The following is a 17,666-nucleotide window of genomic DNA, read 5'->3' on the forward strand; positions in this document are numbered from 1 at the left end:
CGACCGGACCGGGAGCATCGAGACCCTTGGCTGGATCTGCTGCGGCCGGTTAAGATCCGCGACACAGGCGTCACCGTGGGTACCGTCCGAAGTGGTCGGTCCCTGGTTGGTCCTGCTATGCGGTTGTGGGTCGGCAACCGTCCCTTCGGATGAGGACACATGAGCCGTGGCACCCCGTTGAGCGGTGTCGCGTGCTGTTCGCGGTGACTGGCTGGGGAGACCCTCGCAGCCGGATGCGGTAGCGAACCTGAACGGATCCTTGACAGCGTGGGCGGCCCCGATCGTGGGCCGTGTAGGCACTACGGGCGCGGGGGCGAAGCCGTGGAACTACGGATATTGGGTGACCTGCAGGTTGTGGTCGACGGGCAACCGGTGGAGCTGGGTCCGCCGAAGCAGCGGTTGGTGTTCGCCGTACTCGCCGTCGACGCGGGTCGCAGCGTGCCGATCGAGGCGCTCGTCGATCGCGTCTGGGACGAGACGCCGCCGGCCGACGCACGCGGCGTCCTGTACACCTACCTGACCCGCATCCGGCGGATCCTGACCACCGCCCGGTCTGCCGAGACGGTGCCGATCACCGTGGGTCGCAGTCAGACCGGCTATCTCCTCTCCGCCGACCCGGACCGCGTGGACCTGCACCGGCTGCGCCGCCTCGCCGAGCAGGCGCAGGGCCTGCCGGCCGAGCATCCGGACCGCCCGGCTCTGCTCCGGGAAGCGATCGACCTGTGGCGCGGGGAACCCCTCGACGGCCTGCCCGGCGACTGGGCGTCGCGGGTCCGGGAGGGTCTGCGTCAACAGCTCATCCGGGTCCTGCTCGACTGGGCCGACAGCGAGATCACCCACGGCCGGCCCGGCCCGGTCACCGAGCGGCTCACCCTGGCCGTGGACCGAAGCCCGCTCGTCGAGCCGTTGGTGCTGAGCCTGATGCGGGCCCTCTACTTCAACGGACGCCGAGCCGAGGCACTTGAGCTGTACGCCCGGACCCGGGCCCGACTCGTTGACGACCTGGGGGTCGACCCGGGGACAGACCTCCAGGACCTGCACCGGGAGATCCTGCGCGGCACCCTGCGGGCACCGGTGGCGCCCACACCCGTTGTCGAGGTGCCGCGCCCGGCGCAGCCGTCTGCCGTCGTACCCGTGCCGGTGGAGGCCGACCCGGAGCCGCCGCACCGCACCGGCGCGGGACCCGGGTGTCAGCTCCCGGCCGACCTGCCCGATCACGTCGGGTGCGAAGCGCAGATCTCCCGCGCGCTGACGGTGCTGCAACCGGATGGTCGGCCTGCCGAGGGCACCGCCGCACCCGTGCTGATCCTCTCCGGTCTGGGTGGGGTCGGGAAGACTGCCCTCAGCATCCGACTGGCGTATCTGCTGCGGCACGCGTACCCGGATGGTCAGATCTTCGTCACGCTCAGTGGTCGCGGCCGTGACCCGGGGGAGGCGGTCGACCGGGTGTTGCGGGCCCTCGGCGCCACGAACATCCACCAGCTCCCCACGCTGGCGGACAAGCTTGGGCAGTACCGGGCCATGTTGAGCGGGCGGCGCTTCCTCATCGTGCTCGACTCGGCGGTTAGCGCCGAGGAGGTCCGGCCCCTGGTGCCCGGCGGCCCGGGCAGCGCCCTGATCGTGTCCAGCCGGGCACTGCTGACCACCGTTCCCGGTGCCGAACACATCGAGGTGCCACTGCTCGACCAGGCCGACTCGATCCACCTGTTGGATCGCGTCATCGGGCCGGACCGGGTGGCGGCGGAACCGGAGGCGGCCGACGCGCTTGTGGAGATGTGCGCGGGTCTGCCACTCGCCCTGCGGATCGTCGGCGCGCGGATCGCGGCGCGCCCACACCGCCGGATCGCCCGCCTCGCCGAGCGCATGCGGGACGAACGCGGGCGGCTCGACGAGATGACCGCGGACGGGTTGGCCGTGCGGGTCAGCGTCGGGGTCGGCTACCAGGCGCTCGATCCGGCGGCCCGACGGGCGTTCCGGCTGCTCGGCTTTCTCGGGGTGCCGAGCTTCGCCGAGTGGCTGGTGGCGGCGCTCATCGGCGGGTCGGTGGACGATGCCGAAGAGCTGTTGGAGCAACTCGCCGACGCCCGGCTGGTGACCGCCCTACCCGACCCGACGCACGGGCTGCTCCGCTACCACATCCACGACCTGGTCCGGCTGTTCGCCTGGGAACGCGCCGTCGACGAGGACGCCGACGTCGCGCTGCGCGCCGCGGTGGCCCGAGTCCTGGCGACGGCCACCGACCTGGGGGAACGGCTCAACCAACGGCAGCCGTACGCCGTTCCGCCGCTCTACCGGCAGACCCCGCAGCCGGTCGACGTGCCGACGGTCCCGCTCCCGGCGGACCATCAGCTACCCGGCTGGCTGGAGGTCGAGGCGTCGACACTCATCGTCGCGGTGGAGCGGGCCGCGGACCTTGGCATGGACGTGGCGGCCTGCGCGCTGGCGGACGCGCTGGTCTATGCGTCCTTCGCCGTCCGGAACGACTTCGTCGGCTGGGGGCGCACCCACGCGGCGGCGTCCGCGGCGGCACGTGCCGCCGGGAACGCCGTCGGCGAGGCGGTGATCGCGTGCGGCATCGCGCTGCTGCGTTACAAGGAGGACCGGTTCGTCGAGGCCGAACAGAATTTCCGCAGCGCCATCGAGCTGTTCGAGGCGTCCGATCACGAGCACGGGTCGGCGGCAGCGCGCAGCGGGCTCGGCGCCGTGCTGCGCGAGGTGGGCCGGCACCGGGAGGCCGTCCCGTTGCTGACCGCGGCGGCCGAGGTGCTGAACCGGATCGGCGGCGACAACGCGGCCGCGCACGCCACCTACGGGATCGGACACTGCCTGCGGGATCTCGGCGACGACGAGGAGGCGGTGCTGTTCATCGGCCGGGCCATGGATGCGTACCGGGCGCTCGGTCACGTCCGGGGGGAAGCCATCGCCGCCCGGGGGATCGGCCTCGTGCACCGGGCCCGGGGTGAGCTGGACGACGCGCAGCGCTGGTGCGCTCAGGCCCACGAGCTGATCGTGGCGAGCGGTGACGAGCTGCTCGCCTGCTACACCGAGCAGGCGCTGGCGAAGGTGTGGCTGCGGCAGGGTGACGTGGGTCGGGCACTGGCGCCGTTGGAGCGCAGCCTGGCGACGTGCCGCCGGTTGAATGACAGGTTCGGCAGTGCGCTGGTCCAGCGGACCGTCGGTGAGCTGCACCTGGCGGCTGGGCGGCCGGGGGCCGCCCTGGAGGCCCTCGGGCTGGCCCACGACGGTTGGGCCGAACTGCACCATGATCTCGGTGCGGCACGGACATTGCGCGATCTTGGTGCGGCGCACGCCGCGTTGGGTGACGTCGCGTCGGCGCACCGGGTGTGGGAGACCGCCGCGTTGACCTTCGAGCGGCTCGGCACGCGGGAAGCCCGCGAGGTGCCGGACTGGCACGAGCGGTGGCGGTGCGGGTGCGCCGCGACAGCCCTGGCGGGCCGGACCGTGACCGGTGCGCACCTGGTCTGACTGCCGGTGACCTTGGCTTCCAGGTTTCGTCAAGACCAACCGCAGGCCACCTCCCTAGCGTCGGACCAGCACCGGGCATCGCCCCGGACGGCAGTCCGACGAGAAGGAGAAATGATCATGACGATTCGACGCAGTGGCGCGTGCCTGGTGGCGGCGGTGGCGCTGGCCCTGCCGGCGGCCGGATGTGCGCACGACGAGCGCACCGGCGGGGCGGCGAGTGCTCCCGCCCCGACCTCGTCGGCGCCGGTCGCCGCGGCGGAGCCGACCGCTCCCGCGCCGGAGCCGACCGCTCCCGGACCGCAGGCGACCGTCCCGACCTCCGGCGTCCCCGCGCCACCGGCTTCCGCCTCGGCTCGGCCCGGTGCGGGCGCCGGTCGGGCGGTCGACCCGGCCCCGACCACCACCCGGCCGATCCGTCTGGACGACGAGCAACACGTCACCGACACGCCGTCCTGCCGCCCCGAGGTCCTGCTCGCGGCCACCAGAGCGGCAGTGAGCGGGCAGACTGTGCAGGACGTCGCGGTCTTCGCCTGCCGCAACGGCTACGCCCGGCTGATGGCTGTCGCCCCGCAGCCGGCCGAGATCCCCGACGGCCAGATGTTCCTCCACCAGGAGGCCAAGGGCTGGCGGGTCGTCGCGCGTACCTCGGCAGCCACCGACTGCGGTGACACGGGCCTCAACGCCGCCGTCCAGACGGCGTGCGCCGGCCTGGCCTGACCCTGCGCGGACCGGCCCGCGGGCCGGAACCGCCCAGCCGGCAGCGGTGGCCGCCACACCGGCATCCCCCGGCCGGCGTGTCGTCGGTCCGGCAGGGCAGGATGTACGCCGAGGGGGTGGCGCATGGCTGGGCGGATCCGGGACGAGGACATCGCACTGGTCCGGGAACGCACCTCGATCGGGGATGTGATCTCCGAGACCGTCACCCTGAAGTCCGCCGGCGGCGGCAACCTGAAGGGCCTGTGCCCGTTCCACGACGAGAAGAGCCCGTCGTTCAACGTGTCCCCGGCCCGCAACGTCTGGTACTGCTTCGGTTGCGGGGCCGGCGGCGACGCCATCAAGTTCCTGATGGACGCCGACCACCTCAGTTTCGTGGAGTCCGTCGAGCGGTTGGCCGGCCGTGCCGGCATCCAACTGCGCTACATCGAGGACGACAAGGGCACCCCGCGCCCCCGCCCGCAGCAGGGTCAACGGCAGCGCCTGGTCGCCGCGCACGCCGCCGCCGTCGAGTTCTACCGGGCGCAGCTCAGCACGGCGGGCGCCCGGCCGGCCCGGGAGTTCCTGGCCAAACGGGGCTTCGACCGGGCCGCCGCCGAGCGCTACGGCTGTGGCTTCGCGCCGGAGGGCTGGGACCCGCTCACCAAGCACCTGCGCCAGCAGGGCTTCACCCACCAGGAGCTGGTCACGGCCGGGCTGTCCCGGGAGTCCCGCTCCGGCACCCTGATCGACAGGTTCCGCCGTCGGCTGCTCTGGCCGATCCGCGACCTCGCCGGCGACGTGATCGGCTTCGGCGCGCGCAAGCTCTTCGACGACGACGACGGCCCGAAGTACCTGAACACCCCCGAGACGCCGATCTACAAGAAGTCGCACGTGCTCTACGGCATCGACCAGGCCAAACGAGAGATCGCCAAGCAGGGCCGGGCGGTCATCGTCGAGGGTTACACCGACGTGATGGCCTGCCACCTGGCCGGGGTGACCACGGCGGTGGCGACCTGCGGCACCGCGTTCGCCGCGGACCACATCTCCGTGCTGCGGCGGCTCCTGTTCGACAGCGACGAGGTGGCCGGCGAGATCATCTTCACCTTCGACGGTGACGCCGCCGGCCAGAAGGCCGCACTGCGGGCCTTCGAGGACGACCAGCGGTTCGTCGGGCGCACGTTCATCGCGGTCAGCCCGGACAACATGGACCCGTGCGACCTGCGGCTGGCCAAGGGTGACCTGGCCGTGCGGGATCTGGTCGCCCGCCGGGAGCCGCTCGTCGACTTCGCGCTGCGTCACGTGATCAGCCGCTTCGACCTGGACACCGTCGACGGCCGGGTCGAGGCCATGCGTCACGCCGCGCCGCTTGTCGCGCGACTCAAGGACCGGGAAAAGCGCCCCGAGTACGTCCGCAAGCTCGCCATGGACCTCGGGATGGAGATCGAGCCGGTGCAGCGGGCGGTGCTCGCCGCCGCCAACACCCCGCCGCCCGGCACGCGCGACGCCGCCCCCGGCAACCGCGCCGCCGCCTCCGGCGCCCGGCCCGCCCCGGCTCGCCCCGAGCCGGCCCTGGACAGCCCGCAGTCGATGGTCGAGCGGGAGGCGCTGAAGCTCGCCCTCCAGCAACCGGTCCTGGCGGGGCCGATGTTCGACGCGGTCGAGGCGCCCGAATACCGCCACCCGGTGCACGTCGCGGTGCGTACCGCCATCGCGACCGCCGGTGGGGCCGCGTCGGCGACCGGCGGCGCGGTCTGGATCGAGTCGGTCCGGGACGCCTGCGAGGATCTGGCCGCGGCGGCCCTCGTCGGTGAGTTGGCGGTGGAGCCGCTGCGCATCGACGGCGAACCGGACCCGCGCTACGTGTCGATCACGATGGCGCGGGTGCAGTTCGGGTCGGTGACCGCCCGCGTCCGGGACCTCAAGTCGCGCATCCAGCGGATCAACCCGGTCAACAACAAGGACGAGTACTTCGCCGCCTTCGGTGAGCTGCTGTCCCTGGAGCAGCATGCCCGGGCGTTGCGTGAGCAGGCTGCGGGAGGCCTCTAGATGGGACTGTTCAGCCGCAAGCCGAAGCTGCCACCGGCCGACCGGCCGCCGCTGGCCCCGGACGAACGGGTGCTGGCCTGGGCGGCCGTCGGCAACGGCGAGGGCGACGGGGTGGTGGTCGCCAGCAACCTCGGGCTGTGGCTGCCCGGTCGAGGGCACCGGCTCGGCTGGCACACCATCCTCAAGGCGGTCTGGTCCGGCCGGGAGCTGACCGTCACACCGGCCGAGACAGTTGCCGAACGCGACGGTTACACGCTCGTCGCCGACGGCCCGGCCGAGACCTACTTCCTCCTCGATCCGCAGGAGCTGCCACACCAGGTGCGGGCGCGGGTGACGCGTTCGGTCGCGTACACCGAGCACCAGCCGGTGCCCGGCGGCGCGGCGCGGGTCGCGGCCCGCCGCGTGGCGGGGGCCGACGGTCTCACCTGGACGGTCCGCCTCGATCCCGGCACCCCGGCGGACGACGAGGCCCTGCTCGCCGAGACCGACCGCCTGGTCGGCGTGGCCCGCGCCGCCACGGCTCCGGGCGACCTCTGAGCGAACGCTCGGTTGCTCAACTCCCCTGGTAGTAGCGGCTGGCGCCGGGATGCAGTGGGATCGGCTCGCTCAGCGCGGCACTGGCCCGGGTGAAGTTCGCCGCCTCGGGATGGACGGCGATCAGTTCTCTCTGGTGGTCGAAGAGCGTCCGGGTGAGGTCGTACGCCAGGCCGTCGGGCATGTCGGCGCTGACCAGGATCACGTTCGCCACGGTGATGGTGGGCGCGTCACTCGCCGTGTTGTAGACGTTGGCGGTCAGCGTCGCGGTGGTGTAGACGGGGCCGTAGCCCTTCTGTAACGGCTGGAGGAGGTTGTCCAGCGGCAGTAGCCGGAACGCCCCCGGTGAACTGGTGAGCAGGTCCTTGATGCCGGGGGTGGGCAGACCACCGGAGAAGAACAGGGCGTCCAGCCTCCCGGCCCGCATCTGTTTCACCGTCTCGGGCAGCGACAGGGTGAGCCGTCGGACGTCGCGGTCCGGATCGAGACTGGCCGCGGTGAGCAGCCGGCCGGCGATGATGTCGGTGCCGGACTTCGGCGAGCCGGTGGAGACCCGCTTGCCGCGCAGGTCGGCGACGTTCTCGATCTTGCTGTCGGCGCGCACGATCAGATGCGTGTAGTTGCTGTAGATGCGGGCCAGCGCGCGAACCGGCTGCGGCTTCCCGTCGAACGCGCCCTTTCCGGCGATGGCGTCGGCAGCGGTGTCGGCGAGACTGAACGCGATCTCCATGTCGCCGGTGGTCAGGCGGTTGATGTTCTCCACCGAGGCGCCGGTCGGTTCGGCCCGCGCCTCGTAGCCGGGCAGATTCCGATTGATCAGGTCCGCGTAACCGCCGCCGAGTTGGTAGTAGACGCCTGTGGTGTTGCCGGTGGCCAGGAAGATGCGCCCGCCGTGCCAGGCGTCCGACGGGGGCGACTCGCCACCGCAACCGGCGACGAGCACGGCCAGCAGCAGCGCCGCCACCAGCCGCCGCACTCGTGTGGTCACCGGCGTACCGCCGGCTCCAGGGCCTCGGCCACTCGCTGTACCAGGGTTGCGGTCTCGTAGCCGATCTGGCCGAGGTCACAGCCGGGTGCCGCGAGCACGCCGAGCAGCGCGCGTGAGCCGACCGCCATCACCAGCAGCACACCGCCGTCCATGTCGACGATCTGCTGGCGTACGCGGCCGGCGGACATCAGTCGGGCCGCGCCGACGGTCAGACTCGCCAGTCCGCTGATCACGGCGGCGAGTTGATCGACCTGGTCGATCGAGAGGTGTGGGGAGGCGGCCAGTCGAAGCCCGTCCTCGGAGACCGCGAGGGCGTGCGACACGTCCGGAACCTGGTCCACGAAGTTCGCGAGCAGCCAGTCCAGACCTGTTGGCGCGGGTGTGGTCATCGGATTCTCCCGTTGGGTGTCGTGTACGGGTTGGAGCGGGCGGCGCTCGCGACGCCTTCGGCGAGGGCGGTGAGGCGACGCCGGACCACCTCGGGGTCGAGCAGATCCGACTCGCTGACGGGGGACGGTGGTGGGGACAGGTGCTCGGGTAGCTGCGCGGGCAGTTGGTCACCGCGGCTCCGACGAGGCAGCCCGCCGGCGGTGAACTGCGGGGTCGGTGGGGCGGCCGGCGGCGGCGCGGGAGCAGCGCTGGGAATCGGCCCGGTGGGCGGCGGTACCGTGGCGACGCCGCGAGCCTGCCCGCCCGCCGCGCCCTGGGCGGCGACAAGTGGCCGTGCCCCGGCGGCAGCGTTGCTGGCCGGTCGGAACCAGGCCGCCGGCCGTCCGGCCAGTGGCCGACCCGCCACGGGCTGGTGATGGGCGACCGTCTCGATCCGGGTCAACAGCTGGTCGGGGAGTTGCACCTGGGCGATGGTGCCGCTGTCGGTGCTGTAGAGCTGCACCCGAATCCCGTACCGGACGGCCAGGTGAGCCACGACGTGCAGTCCCATGCTGCCGGCCGCCGCACTGCTGATCATGGCTGGCCTCGCGAGCCGGTCGTTGATCGACGCCAGTCGGCCCGGCCGGATGCCGATTCCGTGGTCGTGGACCCGCAGCAGCAGCCCGTCCACCGTCTGCCGGCCGTCGACCAGCACGGGCGTGTGCGGCGGTGAGTAGACGGTGGCGTTCTCCAACAGTTCGGCGAGCAGGTGCACCAGGCTGCCGACCGCCGCGCCGTGCACCCCGGCCGCCGGCAGGTTCAGCTCCACCCGGGGATAGTGCTCGATCTCCGAGGCCGCCGCCCGGACCACGTCCTCCAGGTGCAGCGGAGTCTCGTGCCCCCGGCTCGGCTCCCCGCCGGAGAGGACCAGCAGGTTCTCCCCGTTGCGACGCAGGCGTGCGGCGAGGTGATCCAGTGCGAAGAGGCGTTCGAGGATCCGGGGATCGGTTTCCTCGCGCTCGAAGTCGTCCAGCAGCCGTAGCTGGCGGGTGATCAGGGTGCGGATCCGCCGGGCCAGCGCCTCGGCCATCCGCGTCATGTCCAGGCGCAACTCGGCCTGCGCGCCGGCAAGGCGCAGCGTGGCCTGGCTGACCGTGCCGAAAGCCGCGGCGACCTGGGCGACCTCGTCGTGACCACGCGCTATCGCGGCGGTGGCCGCGCCAGCGGCGCTCTCGTCCGGGCGCTCCGCCCCGGCGGCGATGGCGGTGATCCGCTCCGGTAGCTCGTGGTTCGCCATGGCCAACGCCGCGGCCCGCAGGCGGCTCAACCGCCGGCTGATCCGGATCGCCAGCACCACGGCCGTGATCAGCGAGCCGAGCGCCACGGCACCGGTCACCCCACCGGTGAGCAGGGCCTTCCTCAGCGTGTCCTGGGCCAGCGCCGCCGCGTCGCGGTCGAGGTCCTCGGAGAGTTCACGGCCGAGCAGGTTGTATCGGCGCAGGGTGCCACTCTGCGCCACGAACCAGGCGTCGCCATCGGTCTTCATCGCCTCGGCGCCACCGTCGGTCTCCAGCACCGCGTTCCGCATGGTGCGGGCCGTCTCCACGTCACCGCCGGTCAGCAGCCGGGCCCAGGACCTGCTCGCCGTGTCGGTCGCGATCCGGAGGAACTCGGCCTCGCGCTGCTCCTGAGCACCGTTGAGCGAACCCAGCGAGGCAAGCTCGCCGGCGTCGAGGCGGCCCCGGACGAAGACGGCGCGCAGCAGGTCACGTTCGACGGAGGCCAGGTGCTCCTGGGTGGCGACGGAGGCGACCTCCCGGGCGGCGTTGGCCAACTCCGGGTCACGCAACTGAGCCGGCAGCGCGTCCGCGACGGCCAGCAGGGACTCGACGGTACGGGCGTACGCCGTGTCCGCCTCAGTGCCGATCAGCGCCAGGGCGCGGTTGGGGGAGAGCCCATCGAGTTGACCTCTGGCCCTGCCGAGCACCGACGTCAGCTCGGGCACCGACTCCCGGGCCTGCTCATCGGCGGAGCGGAACCGCTCGACGGCAGCGTCGACGCGGCGCCGTTGGGCGTCCACGAGTGGCCGTCCGGCGGTGCCGCCGCGTTGGCGCAGCGCCGCCGTCTCGCCGAGTTCCCGCTCCAGTTCGTGAACCAGCTGGACGGTGACGGTGGCGGTGCCGGAGAGGACACGGGCCCGGTCGGCGTCCGCGCTGGCGTCCAGGGCGGCCTTGGTCTGCGCGGCACCGAGCACGGTCAGACTGATGATCGTCACCAGGATCGGCGCGAGTAGCTGGGTGCGGATCGAGCGAAGGTTCTCGAGAACACCGCCGGTGCGATGCTGGCGTACGTGGGCGGGGAGCGGCACGGGGGCCTCCCGGGTCGGGATGGTGCCCGGCCCGGGCGGTGAGCCCGGGCCGGGACGATCGGATCAGCTTGCGGCGTTCAGCTTCGTCAGCGCCGTGTCCGCCCCACGGTGCAGCTGCACCGGGTCGGTCTTGCGCGCGTTCGTCAGGTCGATGCCCTTGGCCGCCGGGTTGGCCTGGCTGAGGGCGTCCTTCTTCTCGAACACGGTCCTCGTGATGACGCAGGCGACGTTGGCGTCGAGGTCGTCGCGGACCAGCAGCACATTCGGCACCACGATGGTCGGGACGTCGGCGGGGGTCTGGTAGACGTCCTTGGCGATCGTGCCGGCCTGGTACGCGGGGTTCAGCTCTGCCATCTTCGGCAGCAGCGGGCTGATGTCGATGAACTTCACCTTGTCGGCCGCGGTGGTGAAGAGGTCGGTGACGCCGCCGGTCGGGGTGCCGCCGGACCAGAAGAAGCCGTCGATGCTGCCGTCCTTCATGCCGTCGACGGTCTTGGTCAGATCGAGTCGCTGTGCCTGGATGTCCTTTGCCGGGTCGAGGCCGGCCGCGGTGAGTAGCCGCTGCGCGATGACCTCGGTACCCGACTTGGGCGATCCGGTGGAGATCTTCTTGCCCTTCATCTCGGCGACCGAGGTGATTCCCGCGTCGGCCCGGACGACGACCTGGGTGTAGTTGTCGTAGATGCGCGCGAGCGCCTTCACCGGCTGCGGCCCCTTGAAGCTCCCCTTGCCCTGCGTCGCGTTGACCGCGGTGTCGAAGAGCGAGAAGGCGACGTCGTACTGTCCGGCGACGAGTTGCTCGATGTTCTGCACCGAGGCGCCGGTCTCGGCGGCGGTGCCGGTGAGCTTGCCGCCGCTGGCCGTGGCGAGTTGCCCGGCGAGCGCGTTGCCGACGACGTAGTAGACCCCGGTGGCGTTGCCGGTGGCGATGCCGACCCGGGTGTCCTTGGTGACCTCGCAGCCGACCGCGCTGGAGGTGTCGTCGGTGGCCGCATTCTTCTGACGGCCTCCGCATCCGGCGACGCCGGCCGTGAGCAGGGTGACTGCCCCGAGACTCGCGGCGATTCGCACGTTGATCCGTCTCACCTGTTCTCCTTCTGATGGTCTTTCTGGTTGACGCCCCTGCCGGCGGCGGCCGTCCGGTTGGCCGTTCCGCGACGGAGCAGAACACCCGCCACGGTGAGCGCGACCAGGGCGGCGCCGACCATGACGGGGACAGGTTCGAGCCACAGCAGAACCAGCCCGGCGAGCGCGCCGACGATCCGCTCGGGCCTTCCGGCCGGGCCGATGCCGGGCAGCCATCCACCGGCCGCCACCGCGAGCACCGCGACCCCGAGCGCGGTGGTCAGACCGGCCAGCAGGATGCGGTCCACCCCGCCGATACCGAGCAGCCCGAGCCCGGTTGGCGTGAGCACGAAGGCGATCGGGATGAGGTACGCGGGTAGCGCGTACCGCAGGGTCTGCCACATGGTCGGGACCAGTCGTCCGCCGGTGACGGCGGCGGCGGCCACCGCGGCGAGCGCGGTTGGCGGCGAGGCCTCGGAGAGCACCGCGAAGTAGAAGACGAACATCGCCGCGGCGGGTGCGGCGACGCCCAGGTTGAGCAGCGCGGGGCCGATGATCACCCAGCCGATCACGAACGAGGCGGTGACCGGCACGGCCAGGCCGAGCAGCGTGAGCGCGAGCGCGGCGAGCAGGGCGGTGAGCAGGAGCACGACGAATGGGTCGGAGCTGATCGCCTGGGCGCCGCTGAGCAGCAGCGCCGCAGCCTGCGGGCCGAGCCCGGTCTTGGTGGTGGTGGCGGTGATGATGCCGGCGGCGGCGCAGACCGCGGTGACCGCCAACACTCCGCGCACTCCGTTGCTGAGCGCCTCGATCAGGCGTGCGGCGGTGAGTCGGTGCCGCCGGTCCAGGAAGGAGAGCACGGCCGCCAACGCGGTGGCCAGCACCACCGCCCTGGTCGCCGAGGCGCCGAGGGCGAGCATCACGACGATCACGATCAGCGAGAGGAAGTGGTAGCCGAAACGGGCCAGTAGCGACCAGGCCGACCCGGCGTCGATCGTGACCCGACGTACTCCGGAGCGGCGGGCGTCGATCTCGACCGCGAGCAGGATGCCCAGGTAGTAGAGCAGGGTCGGCACGGTGGCCCAGCCGAGCACCTGGAGGTACGAGACGCCGAGGTACTCGGCGATGATGAACGCGGCGGCCCCCAGCGTCGGCGGTGACAGGATCGCGCCGACGCCGGCGGCGGCGAGCATGCCGCCGGCCCGCTCCGGCGGATAGCCGGCTCGGCGCAGGATCGGCCAGGTGACCGAGCCGATGCTGACCGTGGTGGCCGCACCCGAACCCGAGACGGTTCCGAGGAGGAAGCCGGCGGCCACCGCGGTGCGTCCCGGTGCGGTGCGGGAGCGGCGGAACGCGGCGGCGGAGAGTTCCACGAAGAACCGACCGGCGCCGGAGAGGTCCAGCACCGCGCCATAGATGGTGAAGAGCACGATGTACGAGGCGGCCACGTCCAGTGGGGTCCCGTAGAAGCCGCTGTCGGAGTTGTAGAACGCGTCGATGAGCTGCCCGAAGTCGAGACCGGCATGGGCCACCGGCCAGGACTGCGGCAGCAGCCCGCCGTAGTAGCCGAAGGCCAGGAAGAGCAGACAGACCGCCGGCAGGATCCACCCGGTGGTTCGGCGGCACGCCTCCAGCAGCAGGAGCAGCAGCACGGTGCCCAGCATCAGGTCGACCGGGTCGAGCAGCCCCTGTCGGTCGAGGAAGGCGTCGTATCCGCCGCCTCCCGTACCGACGGCCACCGGCAACACCGGGTAGAGGCAGCTCAGCAACGCGGCCACGGCGAGCACCCAGTCGACCGGGGTGGGGCGCATCCGGCTCGTCGGTCTGCTCGCCGGGTCGGTCCGCGCTGCCGGGGTGCCTCGTCGGGGCAGGCGCACTCCCGACGGATACGCCAGGAAGACCATCGGCAGGACGCCGGCGAGGAAGATGATCAGGTAGAACTTGCTGCCCTGAGCCAGCGGAAAGAAGACCTGGTAGATGGCGAGGAGCGCGACGGCAAGGGTGACGCCCGCGAAGAAGAAGCCGAGTGGCCCGGTGAACACCCGGCCCGGTTTCTCGTCCTCGAACTGTGCGGTCAGCTCGCGGTCGGGCTGCCCGCCCACGGGCACGGGATCGGTCCCACCGGGTTCGGCGGCTGGCCCCTTCTCGGCGGCTGGCGTCAGCGGCTGTTCGTCGATGTCGGCCGGTGCGGGGGCGTCGTCGTTTCGGGGCGAGGGGACGGAGTCCTGAACAGGTTGGGCGGATGACACGCTGGGGGACACTACGGGGGACTGCGCTGTCTGGGAATATTGTTGATCGTGATTGCTGTGGGTGACTATTGTTTGCTGAGGGGAATCCCCGAGAATGTCGATTCTAGAATGGGATTCGTGTCTGCGGCAGTCGCGGACAGTCGGCGATTCGGCAGGTGGTGCAGGCTGCGTGGTCCCGCTCGCGGGGTCGGTGAGTGGTGGGAACCAACGGATACGCATCCCCAACATGTGATCACTAAAAGTCACATCATTCGTCGCGGCACGCCGGCTTCGCGCTGCTTTGCCCATCTTCGTCCGGTTCGGTCTTGCCCCGTCGCGAGGCGAAAAAACTTGCCGGTGTGACCTTCTTGTTATCGCGTCGGCCATCCGGGTGTTGCTGAATCCCGGAGCCTCTTTGCCGCCGACAAATTGCAAAGACCCGGCACTGCTGACGGTCCGGGCCATCCATGGTGATCTTGATCCGGTCGACGCGCTATTGGGGTGGTGCTGTCCGCGGTGTCGGTTCGGGGCCGGTGGTGCCTTCGGGCGACCACTCATTCCGGCTCGGATTGGGCTCAACGGCAAGATCGACGCGGTGGGGGGTGGGGTCTGGCGTCGAATTTGCGTGGAGGGTTGTCGGACCCGGCGGATAGGGTCTGGCGGTGACTTCGGGGCGGCCACTGATTCAGGCGCGAGGGTTGGTGAAGCGCTTCGGTGACTTCACCGCCGTGGATGGCATCGACGTCGAGGTGCGCTCGGGTGAGGCGTTCGGTTTCCTCGGCCCCAACGGCGCGGGCAAGTCCTCCACCATGCGGATGGTCGGGTGCACGTCCCCACCCAGCGGTGGTGAGCTGCGCATCCTCGGCATGGACCCGGTCGCCGACGGTCCGGCGATCCGAGCCCGGCTGGGCGTGTGCCCACAGTTGGACAATCTCGACCCGGAGCTGACCGTTCGGGAAAATCTGACGGTCTACGCACGCTACTTCGGCATCGCCCGCCGAGCGGCCCGGGAACGGGCCGACGAGTTGCTCGACTTCGTCCGGCTCACCGAGCGGGCCGACAGCAAGGTCGATCCGCTGTCCGGCGGGATGAAGCGCCGGTTGACCATCGCCCGCGCGCTGGTCAACGATCCGGAGATCGTGCTGCTCGACGAGCCGACCACCGGGCTCGACCCGCAGGCCCGGCACCTGGTGTGGGAGCGGCTGTTCCGGCTCAAGCAGCAGGGCGTCACGCTGGTGCTCACCACGCACTACATGGACGAGGCCGAGCAGCTCTGCGACCGGCTGGTGGTGATGGACGGCGGGCGGATCGTCGCCGAGGGCTCGCCTCGGGCGCTCATCGAGCGACACTCCACCCGGGAGGTGGTCGAGCTGCGCTTCGCCGCCGAGTCGCAGGAGCCGTTCGCCCGCAAGCTCGACGGCCTGGGGGAGCGGGTCGAGGTGCTGCCCGACCGGGTCCTGCTCTACGTGCCCGACGGCGACGCGGCGGTCGCCGACGTCGCCGCGCTCGGGCTCGACCCGGCCAACGTGCTGGTGCGGCGCAGCGGCCTGGAGGACGTCTTCCTGCACCTGACCGGCCGCACCCTGGTCGACTGACCCACTCGGCTGTCCGGAGATCGGGGTGTCGGCGTGGCGCTGACGCCCCGACTTCCCGGACGTCGAGTCGATCACGAGGCGGGGGCCGGGCACGGGCGCGCCGGGTTGCGGGCGGGCGACGGTTGACGGCTGCCGGGCCGCCGTTAGGGTGACCGGCGGCCTGTCGTACCCCGAAGGAGCTTCATGTCCGATCTGGTGACCGCCAACCGACGTCAGGCCGGGCTGACCGCCCTCTACCTGGGCATCTTCGCGATGGTCTGGTTCAGTGTGCCGGCGGCGGAACAACCGCTGCGCGCCCTGCTGGTGGTGGGCAGCATCGCCGCACTGCTCACCGCCGCGCTGGGTGGCGTGCTGGCGGCCCGACTCCGAGGCGCCGGCAGCCCTCGGGACCGGGCAGCCGACCGCCCGTACCTGCTCATCGTCGTCGCCGAATTCGCCGCCGCCGGGCTGGGTGCCGCCGTGCTTGTCGCCGCCGGCTGGTCCGAGTACGTGCCGGTGCTGGTCTGCCTGGTGGTCGGCCTGCACTTCTTCCCGCTCGCCCCGCTCCTGCGGGACCCGCTGCTGCGTCCGCTCGGCGTCGCGCTGTGCCTGGTGGCAGTGGCGGGGCTGGTCACCGGCCTCGCCTCGGCGGTGTCCGCGGGTCTGGTGGTCGGCGTCGGCGCGGGAGTGCTGCTGCTCGGTTACGCCGTGCAGGCGCTGGTCCGCGCCCACCGACCGGCCTGACCGGCGGAGGCCCCCGCGAGCGAGGTGGTCCGATCGTCTCCCGCGTGATCGAGCTGCCAACAATCAGCGGGCTCTGGCCCAGGTGAGAAAGCGGTCGCTCAGCCGATCGTCAACGGCCTGGCCTGGCAGATCCCCGGTCGCCTCGCACAGCAACGTGGCGAGGTAGACGAGCAGGCCGATCCGGTCCTCGCGATATTCGCCGAGCAGCGCCAGCCGGGCCGGGGAGCAGGGCCACGCCGCACCGCAGACCCGGCAGCGCCAGGAGGGGCGCGCTGCCACGTGTGGGCGGTAGCGGGGCATCAGAGGCTGTCCCGATCCCGCAACCAGTGGCTGCCGTTCGGGCGGGCGCGTCGCCGGCACCTGAGTCGCACGGGGAACCTCCGTCGGGTGGGAGGGGAGCGCCCCGGACCGTGGTCACGGGACGCTCCCAGCCTGGTTCCGCCCGCCGTCCTCTGCCCGTGAGCGGTTCCGCTGCGTGACAGTCTGCTGAGGATCCGACTACCGTGGGAGATTGCGCGCGCCGACGACCAGCGCGTGCGGTGATCGGCCCGGCACGGTACGAGGATGTACGGAGGCTGTCCGTGGAGAGTTCGTCCATGCTGGAGCACTTCGCCGAGGAGCTGCGCCTGGCCCGGGCCACGAGTGGCCTGTCCCAGGCGACGCTTGCCGAGGCCCTGAGCTATTCAGGAGCCCTGGTCGCCAAGGTGGAGACGTCCGAGCGGCGGCCGAGCCTGGACTTCGCGCGACGGTGCGACGCCGTGTTCGCGGCCGACGGCCGGTTCGAACGCATCCAACGGCGGATCAGCCGCGAGGCCGTGGTGCCGTGGTTCCGCGACTGGGCCGGCGTCGAGCAGGAGACCACCGCGCTGCGGTGGTTCGAGCCGCTCTACGTGCCGGGCCTGGTGCAGACCGAGGGGTACGCCCGCGCGATCCTGGCCGGTGCCGGGCTCTTCGCGGCAGACGAGGTCGAGCAGCAGGTGACCGCCCGGCTCGATCGGCAGGGCGTGCTCACCCGGGACCGGCCACCGCTGCTCAGCGTGGTCGTCGACGAGTACGCGCTGCGCCGCCACATCGGCGGGCCGGAGGTGATGCGCGAGCAGTTGCGGCACCTGGTCAAGCTCGGCTCGGCCCTGCCCCGGGTCCGAATCCAGGTCGTGCCGCTGTCTGCCGGTGCGTACGCTGGGCTCGATGGTCCCTTCGTGATCGCCACCACAGCCACCGGTGAGGATGTCGTCTTCCTGGACGGGCAGCGCCACGGGCAGGTGATCGACCGGGCCGAGTACGTCCGGCAGATGGTCGAGGTGTGGGAGTCGATCCGCGGCGAGGCACTATCGCAGCAGCAGTCCCTCGACCTGATCGCGGAAGTGGCGGAGACATGGAGCTGACCGGCGCCCGCTGGCGCAAGAGCACCCGCAGCAACGGCAGCGGCGGTGCCTGTGTGGAGGTGGCCGACAACCTGCCCGGGGTGGTGGCCGTTCGTGACTCGAAGGACCCGACCGGCCCGGTGCTGGTCTTCGCGCCGGACGCGTGGCGTGCGTTCGTCGGGCTCGGCGCCCTTCGCGGGTAGC

The 17,666-nt window shown here is 71.7% G+C and carries 13 protein-coding genes and 1 pseudogene; 8 read left to right on the plus strand and 6 right to left on the minus strand.

Annotated elements, in window-relative coordinates:
• The first annotated feature begins 321 nt into the window (after positions 1 to 321).
• The 4 genes and pseudogenes from AB0O48_RS24460 to AB0O48_RS24475 all read left to right on the plus strand — a co-directional run bounded on the left by AB0O48_RS24460 (position 322) and on the right by AB0O48_RS24475 (position 6,765).
• The gene (locus AB0O48_RS24460) at positions 322 to 3,486 is read left to right on the plus strand and encodes a BTAD domain-containing putative transcriptional regulator (protein WP_365068537.1); all 3,165 of its coding nucleotides are present in this window, start codon (positions 322 to 324) and stop codon (positions 3,484 to 3,486) included.
• 117 nt (positions 3,487 to 3,603) lie between these two features.
• Entirely contained in the window at positions 3,604 to 4,203 is a 600-nt protein-coding gene (locus AB0O48_RS24465) for a hypothetical protein (protein WP_365068539.1), read from the plus strand.
• A 101-nt stretch (positions 4,204 to 4,304) separates the two neighbouring features.
• Positions 4,305 to 6,228, plus strand: a pseudogene (dnaG, locus tag AB0O48_RS24470) (DNA primase).
• Positions 6,229 to 6,765, plus strand: coding sequence for a hypothetical protein (locus AB0O48_RS24475; protein WP_357244616.1), 537 nt, complete (start codon positions 6,229 to 6,231; stop codon positions 6,763 to 6,765). It abuts the pseudogene before it with no gap.
• 16 nt (positions 6,766 to 6,781) lie between these two features.
• On the opposite strand, the gene AB0O48_RS24480 is transcribed toward AB0O48_RS24475, so the two are convergent.
• The 5 genes from AB0O48_RS24480 to AB0O48_RS24500 form a co-directional block, all read right to left on the minus strand.
• Entirely contained in the window at positions 6,782 to 7,750 is a 969-nt protein-coding gene (locus AB0O48_RS24480; RefSeq protein ID WP_357244619.1) for a TAXI family TRAP transporter solute-binding subunit, read from the minus strand.
• On the minus strand, positions 7,747 to 8,139 hold the full coding sequence (locus tag AB0O48_RS24485) for a roadblock/LC7 domain-containing protein (RefSeq protein WP_357244622.1): 393 nt from the start codon (positions 8,137 to 8,139) through the stop codon (positions 7,747 to 7,749). Before AB0O48_RS24485 ends, AB0O48_RS24480 begins: the two co-directional genes overlap by 4 nt.
• A complete protein-coding gene (locus AB0O48_RS24490; RefSeq protein WP_357573040.1) occupies positions 8,136 to 10,487 on the minus strand; it encodes a nitrate- and nitrite sensing domain-containing protein in 2,352 nt (783 codons plus the stop codon). The genes AB0O48_RS24485 and AB0O48_RS24490 overlap by 4 nt, the downstream gene beginning before the upstream one ends.
• A gap of 63 nt (positions 10,488 to 10,550) precedes the next feature.
• Positions 10,551 to 11,573, minus strand: coding sequence for a TAXI family TRAP transporter solute-binding subunit (locus AB0O48_RS24495; protein WP_357244627.1), 1,023 nt, complete (start codon positions 11,571 to 11,573; stop codon positions 10,551 to 10,553).
• Complete coding sequence (locus AB0O48_RS24500; RefSeq protein WP_365068768.1) at positions 11,570 to 13,594, minus strand: TRAP transporter fused permease subunit; 2,025 nt, start codon at positions 13,592 to 13,594, stop codon at positions 11,570 to 11,572. Before AB0O48_RS24500 ends, AB0O48_RS24495 begins: the two co-directional genes overlap by 4 nt.
• Positions 13,595 to 14,442: 848 nt before the next feature.
• Between AB0O48_RS24500 and AB0O48_RS24505 the strand changes: the two genes are divergently transcribed.
• Entirely contained in the window at positions 14,443 to 15,375 is a 933-nt protein-coding gene (locus AB0O48_RS24505) for an ABC transporter ATP-binding protein (protein WP_357244630.1), read from the plus strand.
• Between the two features lie 183 nt (positions 15,376 to 15,558).
• Entirely contained in the window at positions 15,559 to 16,098 is a 540-nt protein-coding gene (locus tag AB0O48_RS24510; RefSeq protein WP_357573041.1) for a hypothetical protein, read from the plus strand.
• Positions 16,099 to 16,161: 63 nt separating this feature from the next.
• On the opposite strand, the gene AB0O48_RS24515 is transcribed toward AB0O48_RS24510, so the two are convergent.
• A complete protein-coding gene (locus AB0O48_RS24515) occupies positions 16,162 to 16,377 on the minus strand; it encodes a flavin reductase (protein WP_357244636.1) in 216 nt (71 codons plus the stop codon).
• A 302-nt stretch (positions 16,378 to 16,679) separates the two neighbouring features.
• Here AB0O48_RS24515 and AB0O48_RS24520 point away from each other — a divergent pair, with 302 nt between their 5' ends.
• On the plus strand, positions 16,680 to 17,483 hold the full coding sequence (locus AB0O48_RS24520; protein WP_365068544.1) for a helix-turn-helix transcriptional regulator: 804 nt from the start codon (positions 16,680 to 16,682) through the stop codon (positions 17,481 to 17,483).
• On the plus strand, positions 17,474 to 17,665 hold the full coding sequence (locus AB0O48_RS24525) for a DUF397 domain-containing protein (protein ID WP_365068546.1): 192 nt from the start codon (positions 17,474 to 17,476) through the stop codon (positions 17,663 to 17,665). The genes AB0O48_RS24520 and AB0O48_RS24525 overlap by 10 nt, the downstream gene beginning before the upstream one ends.
• The last annotated feature ends 1 nt before the right edge of the window (position 17,666 follow it).

Source organism: Micromonospora sp. NPDC085948 (assembly GCF_040686315.1).
Lineage (GTDB): Bacteria > Actinomycetota > Actinomycetes > Mycobacteriales > Micromonosporaceae > Micromonospora.